Raw genomic sequence first — 18498 nt, forward strand, 5'->3', positions numbered from 1 at the left:
CGTCTCGCGGATCTCGCGTTGCGTGCGCGTTGGAAGATACGAATTTCGATAGCCGCATGAGTAGTGCGCTGGCTCCAGGCCTGGTACAAGGCTCGTCAGGAATGCAACAGCCCGACCCGCACCCGCGCGTCATTGCGAGGAGGCGCAGCCGACGTGGCAATCCAGAGTTTTGGCTCTGCGCGTTGCCGACGCGGCGGAATAGTAGCGAGAGGATGGAACTGGATTGCCGCGTCGGCTGCGCCTCCTCGCAATGACGGGGTGCCGCGGTGTAGCGGACTTGGACGTTTTCCCCTGCGCGCTCACGGCAGCGTCGCGATCGTCGCGATCGTCGCGATCGCCCCGATCCCCCCGATCCCCCCGATCGCCCCGATCGCCTCCTCCACCCAGCCAAACCCTATCCTCTCCTGCTCCAGGCGCAGATTCCTGCGCAGGCGGTTGTCGCGCAAGTCGTCGTAGAGCGCGCGCTCTTCCTCGTTCAGACGCGGCAGGTCGCGCAGGGTCTGCCTGTCTTCCTCGCCCCACTGCGTTTGAAAAGCGAGCAGCGTCGCGCGATCCATGAGGAAGGAATCGACGTGCGCGAAGTGCGCGCGCAGCTGGTCGAGGATGGCGAAGCCGTGCGTGTCGATATCGCCCCAGTAGTGGATGCGGCAGCGCGCGAGCCATTGCGCCTGCGCCAGCATCTCGAAGCCGTAACCGGCGCCGAAGACGATCAGGCTGTCGCGCACTGCCGGGAAGGCGAGGAAGTTGATCTCGTTCTCGGTGATGAAGACGCGCGCGACGCCGGGGTCGAGGCGGGCGAAGCTGGCGGCGTCGAGGGTGATGTCGTCGCCGAAGTCGGCCGGCAGGCGCGAGTGCGCCGGGTCGAGAATGCGCAGACGGATGCGCACCGGCTTGTCGCGGAAACCGTAGCGCCGGGCGAAGCCGCTCACGCCCGTGGCCGACGTGTGGATCGCCGCCGCCGGCAGGACGAGATCCAGCCACTCGGCGAGAACGCCGCGATGCGCTTCGATGAACTTGCTATGCACGCCAGCGATGTCCACCTGGCGCAGATAGACGCCGGGCCTGGGCGCGTGTTGCGAACGCTCCGCGACCCAGGCGACGATGGCCAGCAGGCGGTTCCATTCGCCGGCCAGTTCGAGCGCCCGCAGCGGCCGCTTGACGAGCCACGCCAGCAGTTGCGGCTGGCGCTGCCGCGTGAGTTCGAGCAGGGCATTGAAACGGACGACGTCGCGACGCTTGCCGATCAGGGCCAGCGCGTCGTCCAGGCTGTCGATCCACGCCTCGTGCGGAACGGCGTTGGCGCCGAAGACGCGATGGCGGAATTCGCGCATCTCGATACGGCAGTTTGGCATGGCGCGCAGCTCGGCGACCCAGGCACGCACGGCGTCGAAGCGCTCGGCCATTTCCGCCGAAGTCGGGCCCTTGAGAACCAGCCGGCGTGGAAACAGCGGCTCGCCGCTGACCCGGCTGGCGAGCACTTCGCCGCGGTCCCACAGTTTCTGCACCTGCGCGCGCAGCCCGGCCGGCCGCGTCCAGCTCACCCGGCCGCCCTCGCCTTTTCGGCGCGGTATTCCTCGATCGACAGGTTGCGCAGTTTCGAGCTGCGGCCTTCCTCGTTATGCACGAAGCCGACGCTGGCGACGAAGGGCTCGATGATGTGGATTTTCTGTAGCGGGGTGACGATCAGCAGTTGCAGGTTGAGCTGCGCGAAGAGGCGCAGTCCGTATTGCGCCGACTCGTCCGAACCGCGCCCGAAGGCCTCGTCGATGACCACGAAGCGGAAGGTACGCGAGCGCACGGCGCCCCATTCGAGGCCGAACTGGTAGGCCAGGCTGGCCGCGAGGATGGTGTAGGCGAGCTTCTCCTTCTGGCCGCCCGACTTGCCGCCCGAGTCCGAGTAGTGCTCGTGCTCGCTGTCGTCCTCGCGCCAGCGCTCGCTGGCGGCGAAGACGAACCAGGTGCGGACGTCGGTGACCTTGGCGCTCCAGCGGCGATCCTGCTCGGAAAGGCCCTCGCGACCGCGCAGGCGCTCGATGATGTGCTTGACCTGCAGGAACTTGGCTTCCGAGTACTGGGCATCGTCCGAGCCGGTGATGCTGCCTTCGGTGCACGCGCGCAGCTCGCTCTGGAAGTCGCGGATGTCGGCGTCGGGCGTGGCTTGCGCTTCGAGGGCGATGTAGCGGCCGGTGTTGTAGTCGATCTGCGTCAGCGAGCCGTTGATGCGTGCGATGCGCTCCCTGATCGTCTCGCGCCACATTGCCAGTTGCGCGTTGAAGTTGGCGACTTCGCGAATGGTGTTCTCGTTGAGCAGCTCCTTGAAGCGCAGCTCGAAGCGCGGCAGGTCGTCGGCCTGCAGCTTGTCGAGCATGGTCCGGTATTCGCCGACGGCGTCGATGGCGACGTCGACTTCCTGGGTGTCGAGCGGAAAGGCGCTGCAGTAGGCGCGCATGGCGTCGATGATCTTGTCGCGCAGCCCCCTCAGCTTCTTATCCACGGCGTCGATGCGGTCCTGCAGCCAGTCGCGCGTTTCGCGCTCGCGGTTTTCGCAGGATTCGACGCTCAACTGGTGCTCGCCGAGCGCTTCGCTGCGTATCGCGTCGAGACGCTCGAAGTAGGTACCCGCCTGCGGCAGCGCCGCCGCGTAGTCGGCAATCAGACCCAAGGTATCGCTACGCAAGGTCTCGGCGGCGTCGCGTTTGGCCTGCGTCGCGCCCAGTTCGCGCATTTTGCTAGCCAGCGCGGCCTCGCTTTCGGTGAGCTCGCCCTGCAGCCGCTTCAGGCGTGCGCTCAGGTCCTGCAGGACGTCCGACGTCGTTTCCAGTAGCCGCTTCTCGTCTTGCAGGCGTGCCATCTCGGTGGCCGACGACTGCCAGTCGAGTTCGCTGAAGTCGCCGTACTCGCCGAGTTTCGACAGCGCGCTCAGGCGCTCCTTGAGTGCCTTCTGTTCGCCCATGATCTTGCCGATGCGGCTGCCGAGCTCGGCGAGCCGCGTTTCGAGTTGCCGGGCCTTGGCTTCGAGGGCGCTGATCTTGGCGGCATTGCTCCAGCCGAGGATGTAGCGGCTGCGGTCGTCGAGGCGGTGGCGGTCGTCCTTCTCGTGGCGCTCGCCGGGCGCCTTGATCTGGCCGGCACGGGTGATCGCCTTCGTCTCGCGGCGAAACTGCTCGTGGGTGGCGCAACAGGCGACGTCGAAACGGTTGGCCAGCTCGCGTTCGAGCCAGTCGTAGTACGGCGAGTCGGGCTTCACCGCCAGCTTGCGGACCAGCGAGTCGCGGTGCAGGCCGGGCAGGTCGCCGGGCGCAGTCCGGGTCTTGCGCACGCGGAAATAGACCAGCCGCCCGCGCAGCTGCGTGCGATCCACCCACTCGGCGACGGGCGCGTAGTCGTCGTCGGGAACCAACAGCGACAGGCCGAAGTTGTGCAGCAGGCGTTCGCCGGCGCCTTCCCAGTCGCGCTCGTCGTCGCGCACCTGCAGCAGTTCGCCGGCAAAGGGCATCGTCTCTTCCGCGAAGCCAAGCGCCTGACAGAGCGCGCTGCGCATCGCCACCTGCGCGGCCGGGACGTTGCTGCGCCGGGCCTTGAGACTGTTGATTTCGGCCGCCAGCTCGTCGTGCTCCTGCTTGCCCTGGCGCAAGCTGACGCTCCACTCGGTGACGTCGTTCTGCAGGCTGGCGTCGCACTCGCCGGCGGCTTCGGCGAGGACCGCGAAGCGCTGGCGTTGAGCGAGAAAAGAGGCTTCGTCAGGCGCCGCCTTTTCGCCAATCGCGCCCAGCAGCTCAGCATAGCGCTGCGCCTTGCGCAGCCGCGCCTGCCGCTCGATCTCCAGCCGTTGGATGTCGGCCGCCAGGCGTTCGAGCCGATCGCCGCCGTTCTCGGCGATGCTGCGCTTGAGCTCGCCCTCCTCGGCGCGTTGCGCCAGGCGTTGCTCGTCGATGCGCCTGAGCTGCGCGTCCTGCCGCCGCCAGTCTTCGGCAAGACCGGCGAGCCGCTTGTCGAGCAGTCCGAGCTTGAGACCGGCGAAGTACGCCTTGAGCGCCTCGCGACACGCGCGCAGCTCGTCGATCTGTGCCGCGAGCAGCGCATGGCGCTCGCCGTCGGTGACCAGCGGCGAGAGCAGCGCCACCTGTCGCTTGGCCTTGAGGACGGCCTCGTGCGCGCGGTTGAGGTCGTCGAAGTGGCCGATCAGGGCGGTGATTCGTGGCGCGACGTCGAAGGGCTCGAGCATGTGGCTGCGCACGAAGTCGGTCAGGTTGCCGACCGATTTCATCGACACCGTCTGGTGGAAGAGGTCGAGCGCCTGTTCGTTGTCGATGCCGAAGCGGCGCCGGAACCAGGCGCCGTAGGGCGGAAAGCTGTCGAAGACTTCGGTCAGCGGCCGCCGCAGCCGCTTGCGCAGCGTGGCGATGTCCGTGCCGAAGTGGGCGAAATCGCCGGCGATCGACAGCTCGCGTTCGGCGGCGACGAAGAAGCGCGCCGGCTGCCCCTGCGCGTCCCTGATCCAGAACACCTGCGCCAGCGTCACCGTCTGGTCGTAGCCGGCGTTGTGAAAAACGCCGAGGATCACCGAGTAGTTGTTGTGGTCGCGCAAGGCAACCGGCCGCGCCGTTCCGCTGACCTCGTTGCGCTCCGACTTGTAGTGCCCGAGGACGTAGGAGCGCAGCGTCCGCTCGCGGCTGTCGGCGCCGGCAGCCTTGTTGTAGGCGATGCGCTGCGCCGGCACCAGCAAGGTGGTCACCGCATCGACCAGCGTCGACTTCCCCGACCCGATGTCGCCGGTGAGCAGCGAGTTCTGGCCGCCCGGGTTGAGCGTCCACACGCGAGCGTCGAAAGTACCCCAGTTGAAGACTTCCAGGCGTTGCAGGCGAAAACCGGAAAGCGTGTCGTCGGCGACGAAATCGAGCCCCAGGCTCTGCGGGTCATTCATCGGACACTGCCCTGCGCTGGCCACTCTTTCCCGCTGCACCGCTCTCGCCCGCGAGCAACGAGCGGTACGCCGCCAGGCGCTGGTCGAACTCGGCCAGCCACTGCGCATCGACGAAGGACTTGAGGATTCGCCGCACCTCGAAAGTCGCCGCCTGGCCACTTTGCACTTTCAGGCGGCGCACGAAACCGAGGTCGACGACCTTGCCGAGATAGAAGTCGATCTGATCGATCAGGCGTGCTTCGTTGCTGCCCTCGTGCAGAAAGACGCGCAGCAGCTCGACGACTTCGTCGCGCGCCAGCACCAGCCGCGTATCGCCGCCGCCGGCGTCGAACTCGGCCAGCTTCTTGCGCAGCAGCGCCAGCAGCAGGCTAACCGGGAACGACAATGGACGCCGCGCGACCAGCCGCGGCAGTCGCGGCCCCTCGCCCTCCTCGGGCTGCGGGCGCGAACGCAGGAAGGCATAGCCCTCGGCCTCGTCGAGCACCAGTTCGAGGTCGAGTACCGCCACATAGTCGCGCACCCGCGCCTGCAGATTGAGCAGCACGTTCCACAGCGCCGCGTCGCTCTCCTGGTAGAACACGCCCTTGAGCAGGGGAATGACCAGGGCGGAGAGGTCGGGGCTCTCGGGCGCCGATGTCGCTGCGGCCGACCCGTCAAGGTCGAGCTGTGCTTCCAGATCGTCTGCCACCACGTTTCCTACCTCACAAATATCAATCGCGACAGCCGCGCCTGTTTCACGCACTGCTTGCCGTCCGGCCCGGCCCCTCGCCAGACGATCCGCTCGGTCACATCCTCATCGATCACCGTCTTGAAACCGTCACCCGCGAGCTGCAGGTAGGCGACCAGTTCGGCGAGACCGTGTTCGAGCGGACGCGTTTCGCAGAGCTCGCGTAGAGTAACCTGAGTGCGCTCCTGCAAGGCCTGGCGGATGTGCCGGGCGAGCTGCGCGCGGTCGACGACCACTTGCGAGAACAGCACCGCGGCGTCGACGTCTTCGTCGCCCGATTCGAGCGCCAGATCGGCGATCGACGGCTTGATCGGCGGCGTGTACAGCGGGCGCTCCATGGGCAGCTCGATGGCCGCGGCGGTGTCGGCGATGCTCATCACCTCGTTGCCCGGCGGCGGCGTCTCGCGCACGGCGAGCGCCTTGGCTTCAATGCCGTGCAGGATGTCCATGATGCGGCGGTTTTCCAGCCACGCCTGGTCGTCGAGAAAACGGCGCAACTGCTGCGAGAGCTGGGCGACCGTGCGCTGCGTGTGCTCGCCGGCTTCGAGCCAGTCGTAGTGCACTCGCCGCGTGCGCGCATCGGGCCGCAGTTCGGCGACTGCGGGCAGCGTCAGCACACGTTCGAGCAGCGCGGAAAGCTCGTCCTGGCGGCTGCTCGACATCAGAAAATCCCAGAAGGCGCGGAAGCTGCGTCCCTGGTCGGAGTCGGAAATGGCGTCGCGCTCGCCCATGATTTCTTCGAGCAGGGCGCCCTTGGCGCCCTCCCAGAGGGCGATGCGCTCGCGTACGCGGCGGTCGAGGCCGCGGAAATTATGCTCGACCTCGCGAAAGTCGGTGAGCAGCTCGCGGGCCATGGCGACGAACTGCTGGAAGCGGTCGCGCAGCGCGCTGTCGTCGAGCAGCGGCATGTCGCCCGCGAGAACGCGCTCGATTTCGGCGTCGATGTCGTCGCGGCGGCGCTGCAATTCGGCAACGCGCGTCTGCGGGTCGGTCTCGCTGCCTTCGCTCATCTGCTTGAGCAGCTCGAAGAGCGTCAGCAGGCGCGACTCGGTTCCGACGAAGCTGCGCGCGGCGAGCGTACCCAGCCAGGCGATGGCCTTCTCGGTCGCCGGCGTGAGGTCAAAATGCGGCTCGTCCGAGCCCGGCGCGTAGAACTTGCGCAGCCAGCCCTTGTCGTTGGCTGCCCAGTCGTTGAGGTAATCGAGCGCCGCTTTCGGGAACAGCTCGGCGGCGAAGCGATCACGCAGCGCGAAGAGCTCGTCTTCGAGCGCTTCGGCCAGGTCCGCCTGCGCCATCACCCGTACGTTCGGCGCGATGAACACGCGCTGCAGAAAGCTGGCCACCAGCGGGGCGTGATCCGAACGCAGCAGCCGCCACGCCGGATGGTTCTGGCGCAGCAGGTCGAGGGTGGCGTAGTCGAGAGTCAAGAGGGAACAGGTGTGATGAGAAGCCGGCCCGGCTTGTCGAGCATTGCCGCTGGAGAGAAAGTACGGGCGCCGGAGACGACTAGGCCGGCGACAGGTACATCATTATGCGCCCGGCACGTCCCAGAGGCTTCAGGGTTGCACGCAGCGCCTCGAACCCGGCCAGCTCCTCGGCGCTGAAGCACTGCTCGCGTCCCTTGATCATGAACGACTCGGGCGAACGCAGCGGGATGTCGCGGCGGTACTGCTCGCTGCCCAGCAGTTCGAGAATCGAAGGGTCAGGGACGATGCTGCGGCACACCAGGCCGGCGTCGGCGGCAACCCTTTTCAGACTGCGCAGCGAGTGCAGATAGAAGTGCCGCGGGGCATCGAGGTCAACCCAGTCGGTACCGTAGTGCTCCCAGGCATACGACTCGACGACCGGCAGCGAAACCATCATCATGCCGTCGGCGCGCAGGAGCCTGGCCGCGGCAGCCAGCGTGCCGCGCTGATCGGCGACATGTTCGAGCGAATGCTGGAAGGTGATCAGCCGGAAGAACCCCGGTTTGTCGACGTCGCTGACGTCGGTGTTGAAAATCGTCACGCCATCACGGACGATCTTTTCGGCAACGAAGGGATCCGCGCCATACAGGCAGGTGAAACCCATGGCCCGCAGGCTGAACAGGAAGTCGCCGCTGCCACAGCCGACGTCGAGCACCGGATCGTCGAACGAACGCAGCCCCGCGTCGCGCGTCAAGGGCATGAGCTGCACCGGATAGGCGTCGGGGCGCAGGCGCCTGACCAGCGACGAAACGACGGTATTGAGGAGACCCGCGTCGAGGAACAGCAGTTGATCGACAAGGCGGCGGACGCCTGTGTGCTGGGCGGGCACCTGCTGGTGCGACTCCATCGAATAGTAGTCGGCGGGGTAGTAGCGGGACATGTCCGGCGGGAATTCCGCGATCTGCAGACAGCCGCATTGCGCGCAGAGAAAGTAATCGAACGATTCGCGCAAGCCGATGAGCATCTCGCGTACGCGATAAGTGGTCAGGCGATCGGTCTCGCCGCAAATCCGACAGTGCATTGTTCCCCCTCGTGCCAGCGACGTCCCCGCAAGCCTTGCTCACCCCTGCCGGCAACACCGCCGATAGTGACCAGACCGCAGGCTGAAGAACGTCCCAGACCCTGATTGTTAAAGGGCTAGCTTAACCCGGATCATGCCGGTCGTGGGCGAGCCGATGCCGGCGGCCGCCGGCTATCCTTTCCTGACCGCGCGGCGCGGGCGATTGTCGCGCTGCGGGAATCGCTGGCACGACGCCGCTAGCCATCCTGGCGCGCCTGATCGACCCAGATCAACTTGTCGACCTCCAGTCCAAGCCGGCGGGCCTGGCTGAGCAGGCGATCACGAACGTTCGCCGCGATCCGCTTGTCTCTCGCCAGTATCCAGAGATAGTCACGATTCGGCCCGACGACCATCGCCCAGCGGTAGTTCTGCTGGTCCAGAGCCACGACATGATAGCCACCGTAGAACGGCCCGAAGAACGCCACCTTGAGCGAGCCACGATTCGGATCATCAACGAACAAGGCTTTCCCAGTGGCCTCCTGCCAGCCCTTGCGTTCGCTATCGTAGCCGCGGTTGACCACTTCGATACTCCCATCCGGCTGCGCGCGGTAGGTGGCGCTGACGTCACTCAGCCCACGTTCGAACGAATGATCAAGCCGCGCCAGCTCGTACCACTTACCTTCATAGCGCGTCAGATCGAAGGGAGTCACCGGGTCCATGCCGGCGGGCGGTGCCGTTGAACAGCCACTGAGTGCAAACAGGAAAAGTAGCAAAGGGCCGGCCCACCGATGGCGAGCGCTGGCTGGAAGCGGGAAGTGGAACATCGGCAAAACCCTCACCTTAGAAAGATTATTGTCCTGGACAATAATACACGACATGTCGTTAGAACGGCCAATAATGGGTATAATATGGTTATACATATATTTTTTGTCCTGGTCACTAGAGCTCCATCGGTCAATCCATTGACTCTTCGGAGACTCTCGGCGAAGGCCTCCGTCCGCCATCATGAACATTTCTGTTTCCCGCTTCGATACGCCCGACTCGGTCGCTCACTGGTATGCCATCGGTGATGCGGTGATGGGCGGTGTTTCCGCGAGCCAGATGGCCTACGACCCGGACGGATATGCCGTCTTTTCCGGAGCGGTCTCTCTGGCCAATAACGGCGGCTTTGCTTCGGTCCGATCGCCGGTCAAGATCTCGGCCAGTGATGGCGTCTCGGCCTACCTGCTGACGGTTCGCGGCGACGGCAAGCGCTACAAGTTTAGTGTTCGGACAGGCTCCGACTTCGACGGTATCGGCTACCAGGCAGAATTCGAAGCACCGTCCGGCGATTGGACCCGCGTTCGCCTGGCCCTGGCCGACTTCGTGCCGACCTGGCGCGGGCGAGTCCTTGCGCAGGCGCCGCTGCTTGCGTCAGCGCGCGTACGGCAAGTCGGCCTGGTGATTGCCGACCGACAGGTGGGCGCTTTCCGCCTGGCACTGCGCGCCATCGAGTTGGCAGCCTGACTGCCGCGGGTTTATCTTTTTCATCATCGGAGTCACCGAAATGCTTTCTCGCCCCACCACCCCCATCGTCGGCCTGGCCGCACCCATCGCACCCATCGCACCCATCGCACTCATCGCAGCTGCACTCCTTGCCACCCCGGCCTTCGCCCAGGGCCTGAAGCCTGGCGACGTGGCAAGTTCGGGATCGATCACCGGGATCAATCAGTACGACACCGATCTCGATAACGGGGGCGGTTTTCACTGGGCCGGCGTGCAGATCGGCGGCAACGTCACGCGCCAGTTCACACCGCAGGTCTCTGCCGGCTTCAGCCTGCGCTACGACTATCAGGACTGGAACTGGGACAAGCCAGCGGCCTTCGGCGGCCACGCACCGTGGTCGCGACTGAACGCGCCGCTGGTCGGCCTGAACCTCTCCTACGCCATCGCACCCGACTGGCGGCTGGGCTTCAGCCCGAGTGTCGAATGGAGCGGCGAATCCGGAGCCAAGGCCAGCGACTCGCTGAACTATGGCGCGCTGCTTACGGCCACGCGGACCTTCTCTCCGGATCTCGTTCTCGGCTTCGGCCTGGGCGTCTTTCGCCAGATCGACGAGAACAGGGTTTTCCCCTTCGTGGTCGTCAACTGGAAGCTCAGCGACCGCCTTCGCCTGGGCAACCCGTTACAAGCAGGACCCGCGGGCGGCGCCGGCCTGGAACTTGCCTACGCGCTTTCCGAGCGCTGGGAAGTGGCCGGCGGCGGCTCATACCGCTCGTATCGCTTCCGCCTGCAGGACGACGGACCGGTGCCCGGCGGGATTGGCGAAAACCGCTTCATTCCGCTCTTCGCGCGGCTCTCCTACAGCTTCGACAAAGCCACGCGCGCCGACTTCTATGCTGCGGGATTCGTCAACGGCAAGCTGACGGTCAGCAACTCCGCTGGCCACGACGTCTACAGCGACGAGTACAAGAGCGCCCCGGCGATCGGCCTCACCGTCTCCCACCGCTTCTGAGCTTTCGGCAAGCGAGCCGACCATGGCGCGCTTGCCCGATCACGGCAAGCGGCACACCGGGTCAAGCGCAAAGGACCCGCGCCAGGCGCCGCCGAGTGACCGCCGGCGGCCTGCAGCAGCGCTTGCGCACAGTCCACATGTGGACTACAATTCCCATGAACTCTTAATTTGGAGATTACCATGGGCAACGCCGCGCGAGTCCTGTCAGCCGCCAATCCGGGAACCAGGGAAATGTCCGCGGCGGGCTTGCGGGCTTTTTTCAACATCGCCCGCGACTGGCAGCTGGACGTCGACCAGCAACTGGTGCTGCTCGGTGCGCCGGGCCGGTCGACCTTCTTCAAGTGGAAAGCGGCGCCGGCCGAAGCGCGCCTGGGCAGGGATACGCTGGAACGGCTTTCCTACCTGCTCGGCATCTACAAGGCGCTGCAGATTTTGCTGCCCGAGCAGTCGGCGGCCGACGCCTGGGTGCGCAAGCCGAATCAGGCACCGCTCTTCGGCGGCCGCAGCGCGCTCGAACGGATGCTCGGCGGCAACGTTGGCGACCTCTTCGCGGTGCGCCAGTATCTCGACGCCATGCGCGGGACCTGGGCTTGACCGGGTCTGCCTATGCGACCGTTCGCCTGAACTGGAACCCCGCTTACAGGGTGATTCCGACGCGCTATCCGGCGATCAGCGTTTTCGACCGGATCGCCTCGGCCGACGACTTCGACGCGCTCTTCGCACTCGAAGCATTGACCAACGACCGTGTGCGTGACGAACTTGGCCAGATCGAGCTGGTGCCGCGGACGGAGCGGCGCTTCGGTCCGGGCAGCGGCCCGATCATGGCCGCTTTCACGCACCTCAATCCGCTCGGCAGCCGCTTCAGCGACGGCAGCTATGGCGTCTTCTACTGCGCTCGCGATGCCGATACGGCGATCGCAGAAACCGTCCACCACTCGGCGCGCTTCCTGGCGGCGACCGCCGAGCCGGCGATGAATCTGCAGATGCGTCTTTACACGGTCAAGGCGGCCGGCCAGGTGATCGACCTGCGCAAGCTGGGCATCGACGCGGCGGCCGTGTTCGACCGCAGCGACTACAGCCATTCGCAGGCGCTCGCCCGGCGCCTGCGCGGCGTCGGCGCGACCGGGGCGGTTTATCCGTCGGTGCGGCGAGCGAAAGGACAGTGCCTGGCGGCATTCACGCCAAAACTGCTCAACAACTGCGCCCACGCCGCGTATCTGCAGTATTCGTGGAACGGCCACGAAATCGACGCCGTCTTCGAGTTTTCGCGGCGCGCCTGAGCGGCAGCGAACGGTCTCGGGACGCGGAAGCGCCGATCGGCGCAGGCTAAGACCGCGACCGAAAGCGTAGTGTTGCACTCTTGACGAGCCCTTCAGCAAGCAAAGCCAGGTCAGAACGACGCGCTGTGGTCGCTGAAATGGGCATCTGCCAAAGCGCTTGTGGCCGCCTTCAAGGAAAAGCGTGCCGCTCGGCGAGAGTCGCCGCGCGGCGCGCGTCGTCAGCCGAACGGCCGCACGCCAAACAGCCAGCCGTGCGCCCAGAACGCGAACACCGCCCAGGCCACCGCGCCCACCGCCACCGTCGCAACCGTGCCGCTCAGGGTCCCCGCCGGATAAACGGTGTTCGCCGCGCGATCGCGCTGCCTTGACGAGCGGAAATCGAGCACCGCCCAGAGCAGCAGGCTGCCGAAAAGGACCAGGTCGGCCAGCGTGTGATTGGCCAGCAGGTGCGCCAGCGCCCAGACCTTCACGGCGAGCACCATCGGATGGTGGACGCGCGCCTTGATGCCGTTCTGCGGCACGTAGGCGGCGGCCAGCAGGATGAACGACGGCAGCATCAGGAGCGCCGCGAGGTGGCGCGTCCCGACCATCGGCGACCACAGCAGCACGGGATCGAGCCGCGCCTGTCCGTAACCCCAGACCAGCAGCCCGAAGCCAAGCAGGGAGAGCAGCGAGTAGCCGCCCTTCCAGGCGTTCGCGCCGATGCGCGTACGCACCTGGCTGCGCCAGCCGTCGGCAAAAATACGCAGCGAATGGACGCCGAGAAAGATCAGGAGGCCGAGGATCAGAGTGGTCATGGTGTGAGATAGGTCAAGGAGTGGTGGTGAAGGTAACAGGCGCATGGTCGTCGGTGCAAGCGCCACGCCGTAGCGCCTGGTCCCTGGCCGCGAACGGCCCGCGGCTCAGCGCGAGAAAACGGGCCGGGCCCGGATTTCAATGCACGGTGCACACCATGCACGGATCGAACGACCTCACGACGTGCTGCACGACGAGCGGGACGTTATCGCCGTCACCCACCGGCAGGCCGACCAGCGCCTGTTCGAGGGCGCCGGGAACGCCGCCTGCGTCGCGCGGCGAGAAGTTCCAGGTGGTCGGGGCTATGATCTGGTAGCGGGCGATCCTGCCGCGTTCGATGTGCAGCCAGTGCCCGAGGGCCCCGCGTGCGGCTTCGACGAGGCCGACGGCGCTGGCCTGATCGGGGAGCCGCCACTGATTGCAGAACGGCTCGCCGGGGGTCAGCGCGCGCGCCCAGCCCTCCATCGCCGGGACGACCAGGGCGATTTCGAACAGGCGGGCGACGACTCGCGCCAGGACGCTGCCGCCGTTGGCGGCGACCAGCGCGCGCAGCAGTGGGTGGCCATCGACCATCTGCCGGGCCAACGCACCGGTTTCGGCGACGCGCGAATCGTAGCGCGGCGCCTTGCACCAGGTATAGGCGTCCGGCTGGTCGGCGAACTCGGCGATCAGCGGGCGTGTCTCGCCTTGCCGCGGGTGCAGTGGCTGCTCGCCGAACAGCCAGGCGTGGGCGACGTCTTCGCTGATCAGGGCTGCGTCGAAAGGCAGCACGCCGTCGCGCCAGACGCCGCGGGTGAAGAGGTGCTCGCGATTGTCGTCCTGGCGGCCTACTCCCCCTTGCTGCGCATAGGCGCCGTAGCTGAGAAAGGTGTCGCTGCCGCGTCCGATGCGCTCCAGGCCGAGATCGGCGGCGATTTCGAGGAAGCGCGGGAAGTCGCCTGCCCTCCCCTGCGCCCAGGCGGAGAGCTGGTCGGCACTGTGCAGCGCGCCGACGTTCTCGAGGGTATCGCCGAAAACGCGGCTGCTCAGGAACGCCCGGAACTCGCGCAGCACGGTCAGCAGGCGGACTTTCTCGGTGGCGGTAATCGCGCGCGTCGTTCCGCCCGGCTGCAGCGCCAGGCTGTGCGGCCACTTTCCGGCCAGGTAACCCATCAGGCGCAGCCAGTCGGCACGTGCCGGCAGCACCTCGCGCAAGGCTTCGCCGACGTCGGCCTGGAAACGCCTTTCGGCCAGCGCGTGCCAGGCGCGACCGCGATACGCGGCGCGCGCGAAGTCGGGCATGAAGAAAAGGTAGAAGTGGGTCAGGTGGTCGGCCAGGTTCTCGCAAGCGAGGATCAGCCGGCTCGCCAGTTCGCCGTTGGCCGGCATCGGCAGTCCGCTGGCGTCGGCGAGTGCTGCGGCAGCCGCGGCCGATTGCGACACCGAGCAGATGCCGCAGATGCGAGGCACGATGACCAGGGCGTCGAGCGGATGCTTGGCGATCAGAATCTGCTCGAAGCCACGGTAGAGCGACGAGCAGACCTGCGCCGATGCGACGCGGCCGTCGGCAATGTCGAGGGTCACTTCGAGGTCGCCTTCGACGCGATTGAACGGGCCGATGGTCAGGCGCCGGCTCACTTCGGACCGCCCTTTCTGGTTCCCGGCAGGATCAGCGGATGATCGGAGCGCGCGTTCTCGCGCACCCGCCGCGGCGTCGCCGACTTGGACAGGGCGGCGAGCGCGACGAACCAGGCCTTGGGCATGTCGATCGGCAAACCCGTCGGGATGCCGGCGATCTTGGCGGTTTCCATGAACGGATGGCCGGGTTCCTCGAAACCGGGTTCGGTACACGAGATGCAGGCAAAGCCGCCACGCACGCACGAACCGACGCCGTTCCACGGCCGCAGGTTGCAGTCGGCGTTGGCCTGGGTGCCCTTGCAGCCCATGTTCTCCATCAGGCAGCCAAGATCGGAGAGCTTCTGGGCGCTGGCCTTGAATTCGTAGTACTCGTTGCGCGGACAGCCGTGGTGCACCAGTTGCTCGGTATAGGAACGCGGCCGCTGCCAGGCGTCGAGGTTGCTCTCTGCGAAGGCGCCGAGCGCCAGGGCCAGCAGCGTGTCGACGACCCAGCCCGGATGCACCGGACAACCGGCGACGTTGATCACCGGCAGGCCGGCAGCGGCGCGAAAATCCGGGCCGAGCAGGCCGCCTGCCTGGTCGCCGTCGAACTGCAGACCACAGGCGTCGGTGAGGTTTTCGCCGGAAGCGATGATGCCGCCGAAAGCGGTGCAGCTGCCGATGGCGATCACCTGGCGCGCGCGCGCCGCGAGTTCGCGCACCCAGTCGATCACCGGCCGGCCGCTGCCGGAAAGGATCTGAAAGCGGCCGCTGCCGTTCGGCCCACGCAGCAGCGCGCCTTCGACGCAGAGGATGTCGAAGGGCAGTGCGCCACTGGCGGCGGCGTGCAGGAGATCGAGCGCATCCTTGCCGCTGGCTTCCGACAGAGCGGGATGGAGAAGCAGGTCGACACCGGCATCGGCAAGCTGCGCCAGCACGCCGGCGCGGTTCTCGGCGCCGAGCAGCGACTGCGTACAGCCGCCGCAACCCGCGGCCTGCAGCCAGAGCACTTTCATCCGCGTTCGAGTCCGTAGCGCAGCAGTTTGTGGCGCAGGCCGACACGCGACAGACCGAGTTCGCTGGCGGCGCGCGACTTGTTCCAGCGATGGCGGATCAGTGTCTCCCTGAGCACCCGCGCTTCGAGCGCTTCGAGACGTTCCTTGAGCCCGCCATCGACGGCGATCAGATCGAGCAGATCGTCGGGCTGCTGATCGAACGCCGGCGTGCGCAGGATGCGTGGCGCGAGCAGTTCGGCACCGACGCGCGGCGTTTCGCAGAGCGCCAGCATGCGCAGGATTTCGTTCTGCAGCTCGCGCACGTTGCCCGGCCAGGGGTAGGCGGCGAGGCAGGCGAGTGCCTCGGTGGTGAAACCCTCGACGCTCTTGCCGAGCACCCTCTGGCTGGCGTCGAGCAGGCGACCGGCGAGCAGAGGAATGTCCATCGCCCGCTCGCGCAGCGCCGGCACGTGCAGCGGCACCGTCGCCAGGCGGTAGTAGAGGTCCTCGCGGAAGCTGCCGGCGCGCACGTCGGCCTCGATGTCGTGGTGGGTGGCGGCGACGACGCGCACATCGACCGAATGCGGGCGGGTGGCGCCCAGGGGGCGGAACTCGCCTTCCTGCAGGACGCGCAGCAGCTTGACCTGGAACGCCGGGCTGGTGTCGCCGATTTCGTCGAGGAAGAGCGTGCCGCCATCGGCCTGCTGGAAGCGGCCGCTGCGGTCCTCGTAGGCGCCGGTGAACGCGCCGCGCTTGTAGCCGAAGAGCTCGGCCTCGAGCAACTGGTCGGGCAGCGCGCCGCAGTTCTCGGTGACGAAAGCCTTGTCGGCACGCCGGCTGCAGTAATGGATGGAGCGGGCGAGCATCTCCTTGCCGGTACCCGATTCACCGCTGATCAGCACCGAGAGGTCGAACGGAGCGATCTTCTCGATCAGCGCGCAGACGCCGTTGAGCGGGCTGTCCGGCGTGCGGATCAGCGCGTCGAGGCCGAATTCGCGTTTGGCGCGCTCGCTCTTCGCCTCGACACGGCGCGCCAGCACCGGCTCGGCGGTGCGCAGATCGACCGACAGGCGCTGGCTCTGCTGCTGCAGGCGATGGACGTTGGCGGCTGTCTGCAGGGTCAGCAACAGCTGCTCGGGATGCCAGGGCTTCATCAGGTACTGGTAGATGCCGGCCTCGTTGACCCCGGCGATGATGTCCTCGGCGTCGGTGTAGCCGGAAAGGATGATGCGCAGGGTATCCGGCCACTGGCTGCGCACGCCCTTGAGAAACTCGACGCCGCTCATCTGCGGCATGCGCTGATCGCAGACGACGATCTGTACCCACTCGCTTTCCATGATCCGCTGCGCCTGCTCGGCGCTCGCCGCGGTGAAGACCTCGAAGTCGTCTTCGAGTGTCCGCCGCAAGGCTTCCTGCGAGCGCACTTCGTCGTCGACCACGAGCACCGTCGGCAGCTTCGCCCGCGGCCTGCTGCTCATCGCGGCACGCTCCAGCCGAGATCGCGATGAATCGCCAGGTGCCGCGGCGTCCATGACGACGGCGTCTTGTGCACGAAATGGTAGCGGGCGACGTGGTAGCTCGGATCGAAGCCGTAGAAGTTGCGCTGCAGCTCGGCGAGTTCCGCGGCGCGATAGCTGGCCAGCGGCTGCAGCGCTTCGTCGGCCTGGCGCTGCACGCGCTTGGCGTGCAGGCGTGCGGCAAGATCGGGCGCGGCCGCCAGTTCGGCGGCACGCCGCGCGACGTCAACGCGGAAAGCGTCGGGGTCGCCGGCCAGGCGGGCGTCGACAAAACCGGCCGTCACGCCGGCGGCGGCGCTCATCGGCAGGCGGTTGTGCATGATCGCCTGCGCGCCTTCGACGCCGACCCGTGCCGGCAGCAGGTAGGTCCAGTACTCCGAACCGTAGAGGTTGCCCATGTTGCGGTAGTGCGGATTGAGCAGCACGCCGGCACGCGCCCAGAGCAGGTCGGCGGCACGCGCCAGGAAGCAGCCGCCGGCGCCGCAGTTGCCCTGCAGCGCGGCGATGCTCAGCTGCCGTTCATTGCCAATGATCGCCGCGGCGAGGTCGTCGATGGCGTTGATGTTGGCCCACGATTCATCGGCCGGCGATTCGGCGGCTTCGATGCTGTGCAGGTGGATGCCGTTCGACCAGTAGTCGCGGCCACCCATCAGGACGATGACGCTGATCGGCCGCTGCTGCGCCCACTGCCACGCCACCAGCAGGCGCTGGCACTGACGGGTGCTCATCGCGCCGTTGTAGAAATCGAAGTGCAGGAAACCGACCGGCCCGGCTTCCTCGTAGCGAATGTCCTGCCAGGTCCTGCCGGCAGCGGCGAAGTTGTTGCCTGCGCCGGCCAGTGGCGCTTCCGGGACGCCCGCCAGCTGCGCGGCAAAGACCTGCGTTGCCGGCAGTTTGAAGGCCTTGGCGTTGGCGTTCGCCCCCTCCTCGCGACGCACATGCCCGATCCACAGCGCGCCGTCCACCGTCGCGCGCAGGATCGCGCTTTCCCGCCAGGCGATCACCTCGCCCGGCGGGCCGCCGCACAGCGTGTCTTCCGGCCAGGCGTCGAAGAGGCGACACGGCTCGCCGAACAAGCGATCGGCGACGCCCGGGAAACCATCGGCGGCGTTGAGCCGGGCGAGGATCGTCGCACTGTCGTCGCGCTGCCAGTCGATGGCCCGATCGGACTGGCGCAGCAAGGGCCGTGCCCGGCCGCGCACGCCCGTGTTGAAGGCGGCAGCAGCGAGCGGCGTCGGCACGAAGCCTCCGCCGGCAAAGCGCTCGACCGCGCGCAGCACGGCGCAGGTCGCGGCCTCGGTCACCTCGTGGCGGTAGAGGCTGGACTTCCTGGCCACGCGCATCGGGAAGTCTTCGCTGGCCCAGATCGGGCCGCCGTCGAGTTCGCCGGTGGCCTGCAGGACGGTGACGCCCCAGCTCTGTTCGCCCTCCTGGATCGCCCAGTCGAGCGCCGACGGGCCGCGGTCGCCGACGATCCCGGGATGGACGATCAGGCAGGTGTGCTGGCGCCAGATCGACGCCGGGATCGCCCGCCGCAGATACGGCGCGACGATCAGCTCGGGCCGGAACAGGGCGACGGCTTCCTCGCCAACCGAATCGGCGATATCGAACTCGACCGACAGCTGGTGGCCGCGCGCGCCGAGTTCGCTGTACAGACGCTGGCTGAGGCTGTTGAAGGCGTGGCAAAGGATCAGGATACGCATC

Annotated in this window: 15 protein-coding genes; 4 read left to right on the top strand and 11 right to left on the bottom strand. The window is 67.0% G+C overall.

Annotated elements, in window-relative coordinates:
- Nucleotides 1–299: 299 nt before the first annotated feature.
- From QZ634_RS12660 to QZ634_RS12685, 6 genes are all read right to left on the bottom strand, one after another.
- Nucleotides 300–1541, bottom strand: coding sequence for a Wadjet anti-phage system protein JetD domain-containing protein (locus tag QZ634_RS12660; RefSeq protein ID WP_291988862.1), 1242 nt, complete (start codon nucleotides 1539–1541; stop codon nucleotides 300–302).
- Entirely contained in the window at nucleotides 1538–4924 is a 3387-nt protein-coding gene (locus QZ634_RS12665) for an ATP-binding protein (RefSeq protein WP_291988864.1), read from the bottom strand. Before QZ634_RS12665 ends, QZ634_RS12660 begins: the two co-directional genes overlap by 4 nt.
- Nucleotides 4917–5600: a DUF4194 domain-containing protein gene (locus tag QZ634_RS12670; protein ID WP_291989012.1), complete on the bottom strand. Its 684-nt coding sequence runs from the start codon at nucleotides 5598–5600 to the stop codon at nucleotides 4917–4919. The genes QZ634_RS12665 and QZ634_RS12670 overlap by 8 nt, the downstream gene beginning before the upstream one ends.
- Before the next feature lie 20 nt (nucleotides 5601–5620).
- The gene (locus tag QZ634_RS12675; protein WP_291988866.1) at nucleotides 5621–7078 is read right to left on the bottom strand and encodes a DUF3375 domain-containing protein; all 1458 of its coding nucleotides are present in this window, start codon (nucleotides 7076–7078) and stop codon (nucleotides 5621–5623) included.
- Nucleotides 7079–7157: 79 nt separating this feature from the next.
- Complete coding sequence (locus QZ634_RS12680; RefSeq protein WP_291988867.1) at nucleotides 7158–8138, bottom strand: class I SAM-dependent methyltransferase; 981 nt, start codon at nucleotides 8136–8138, stop codon at nucleotides 7158–7160.
- Nucleotides 8139–8374: 236 nt separating this feature from the next.
- The gene (locus QZ634_RS12685) at nucleotides 8375–9037 is read right to left on the bottom strand and encodes a lipocalin family protein (protein WP_291988869.1); all 663 of its coding nucleotides are present in this window, start codon (nucleotides 9035–9037) and stop codon (nucleotides 8375–8377) included.
- Between the two features lie 85 nt (nucleotides 9038–9122).
- Here QZ634_RS12685 and QZ634_RS12690 point away from each other — a divergent pair, with 85 nt between their 5' ends.
- The 4 genes from QZ634_RS12690 (at nucleotide 9123) to QZ634_RS12705 (ending at nucleotide 11891) form a co-directional block, all read left to right on the top strand.
- Entirely contained in the window at nucleotides 9123–9623 is a 501-nt protein-coding gene (locus tag QZ634_RS12690; protein WP_291988871.1) for a CIA30 family protein, read from the top strand.
- Nucleotides 9624–9663: 40 nt separating this feature from the next.
- The gene (locus tag QZ634_RS12695; protein WP_291988873.1) at nucleotides 9664–10611 is read left to right on the top strand and encodes a hypothetical protein; all 948 of its coding nucleotides are present in this window, start codon (nucleotides 9664–9666) and stop codon (nucleotides 10609–10611) included.
- Nucleotides 10612–10791: 180 nt separating this feature from the next.
- Complete coding sequence (locus tag QZ634_RS12700) at nucleotides 10792–11205, top strand: MbcA/ParS/Xre antitoxin family protein (protein WP_291988876.1); 414 nt, start codon at nucleotides 10792–10794, stop codon at nucleotides 11203–11205.
- Nucleotides 11196–11891: an RES family NAD+ phosphorylase gene (locus QZ634_RS12705; RefSeq protein WP_291989014.1), complete on the top strand. Its 696-nt coding sequence runs from the start codon at nucleotides 11196–11198 to the stop codon at nucleotides 11889–11891. Before QZ634_RS12700 ends, QZ634_RS12705 begins: the two co-directional genes overlap by 10 nt.
- A 218-nt stretch (nucleotides 11892–12109) precedes the next feature.
- On the opposite strand, the gene QZ634_RS12710 is transcribed toward QZ634_RS12705, so the two are convergent.
- From QZ634_RS12710 to QZ634_RS12730, 5 genes are all read right to left on the bottom strand, one after another.
- Nucleotides 12110–12688: an NnrU family protein gene (locus tag QZ634_RS12710; protein WP_291988878.1), complete on the bottom strand. Its 579-nt coding sequence runs from the start codon at nucleotides 12686–12688 to the stop codon at nucleotides 12110–12112.
- A gap of 136 nt (nucleotides 12689–12824) precedes the next feature.
- A complete protein-coding gene (locus QZ634_RS12715) occupies nucleotides 12825–14303 on the bottom strand; it encodes a nickel-dependent hydrogenase large subunit (protein ID WP_291988880.1) in 1479 nt (492 codons plus the stop codon).
- On the bottom strand, nucleotides 14300–15298 hold the full coding sequence (locus QZ634_RS12720; protein WP_291988882.1) for a HupU protein: 999 nt from the start codon (nucleotides 15296–15298) through the stop codon (nucleotides 14300–14302). The genes QZ634_RS12715 and QZ634_RS12720 overlap by 4 nt, the downstream gene beginning before the upstream one ends.
- Nucleotides 15295–16755, bottom strand: a complete 1461-nt coding sequence (locus QZ634_RS12725) for a sigma-54 dependent transcriptional regulator (protein ID WP_291988884.1) — start codon at nucleotides 16753–16755, stop codon at nucleotides 15295–15297. The genes QZ634_RS12720 and QZ634_RS12725 overlap by 4 nt, the downstream gene beginning before the upstream one ends.
- Entirely contained in the window at nucleotides 16752–18497 is a 1746-nt protein-coding gene (locus tag QZ634_RS12730; protein ID WP_291988886.1) for a hydrogenase maturation protein, read from the bottom strand. Before QZ634_RS12730 ends, QZ634_RS12725 begins: the two co-directional genes overlap by 4 nt.
- Nucleotide 18498 lies beyond the last annotated feature (1 nt).

The organism is Candidatus Accumulibacter sp. ACC007, from assembly GCF_907163205.1.
Lineage (GTDB): Bacteria > Pseudomonadota > Gammaproteobacteria > Burkholderiales > Rhodocyclaceae > Accumulibacter > Accumulibacter regalis.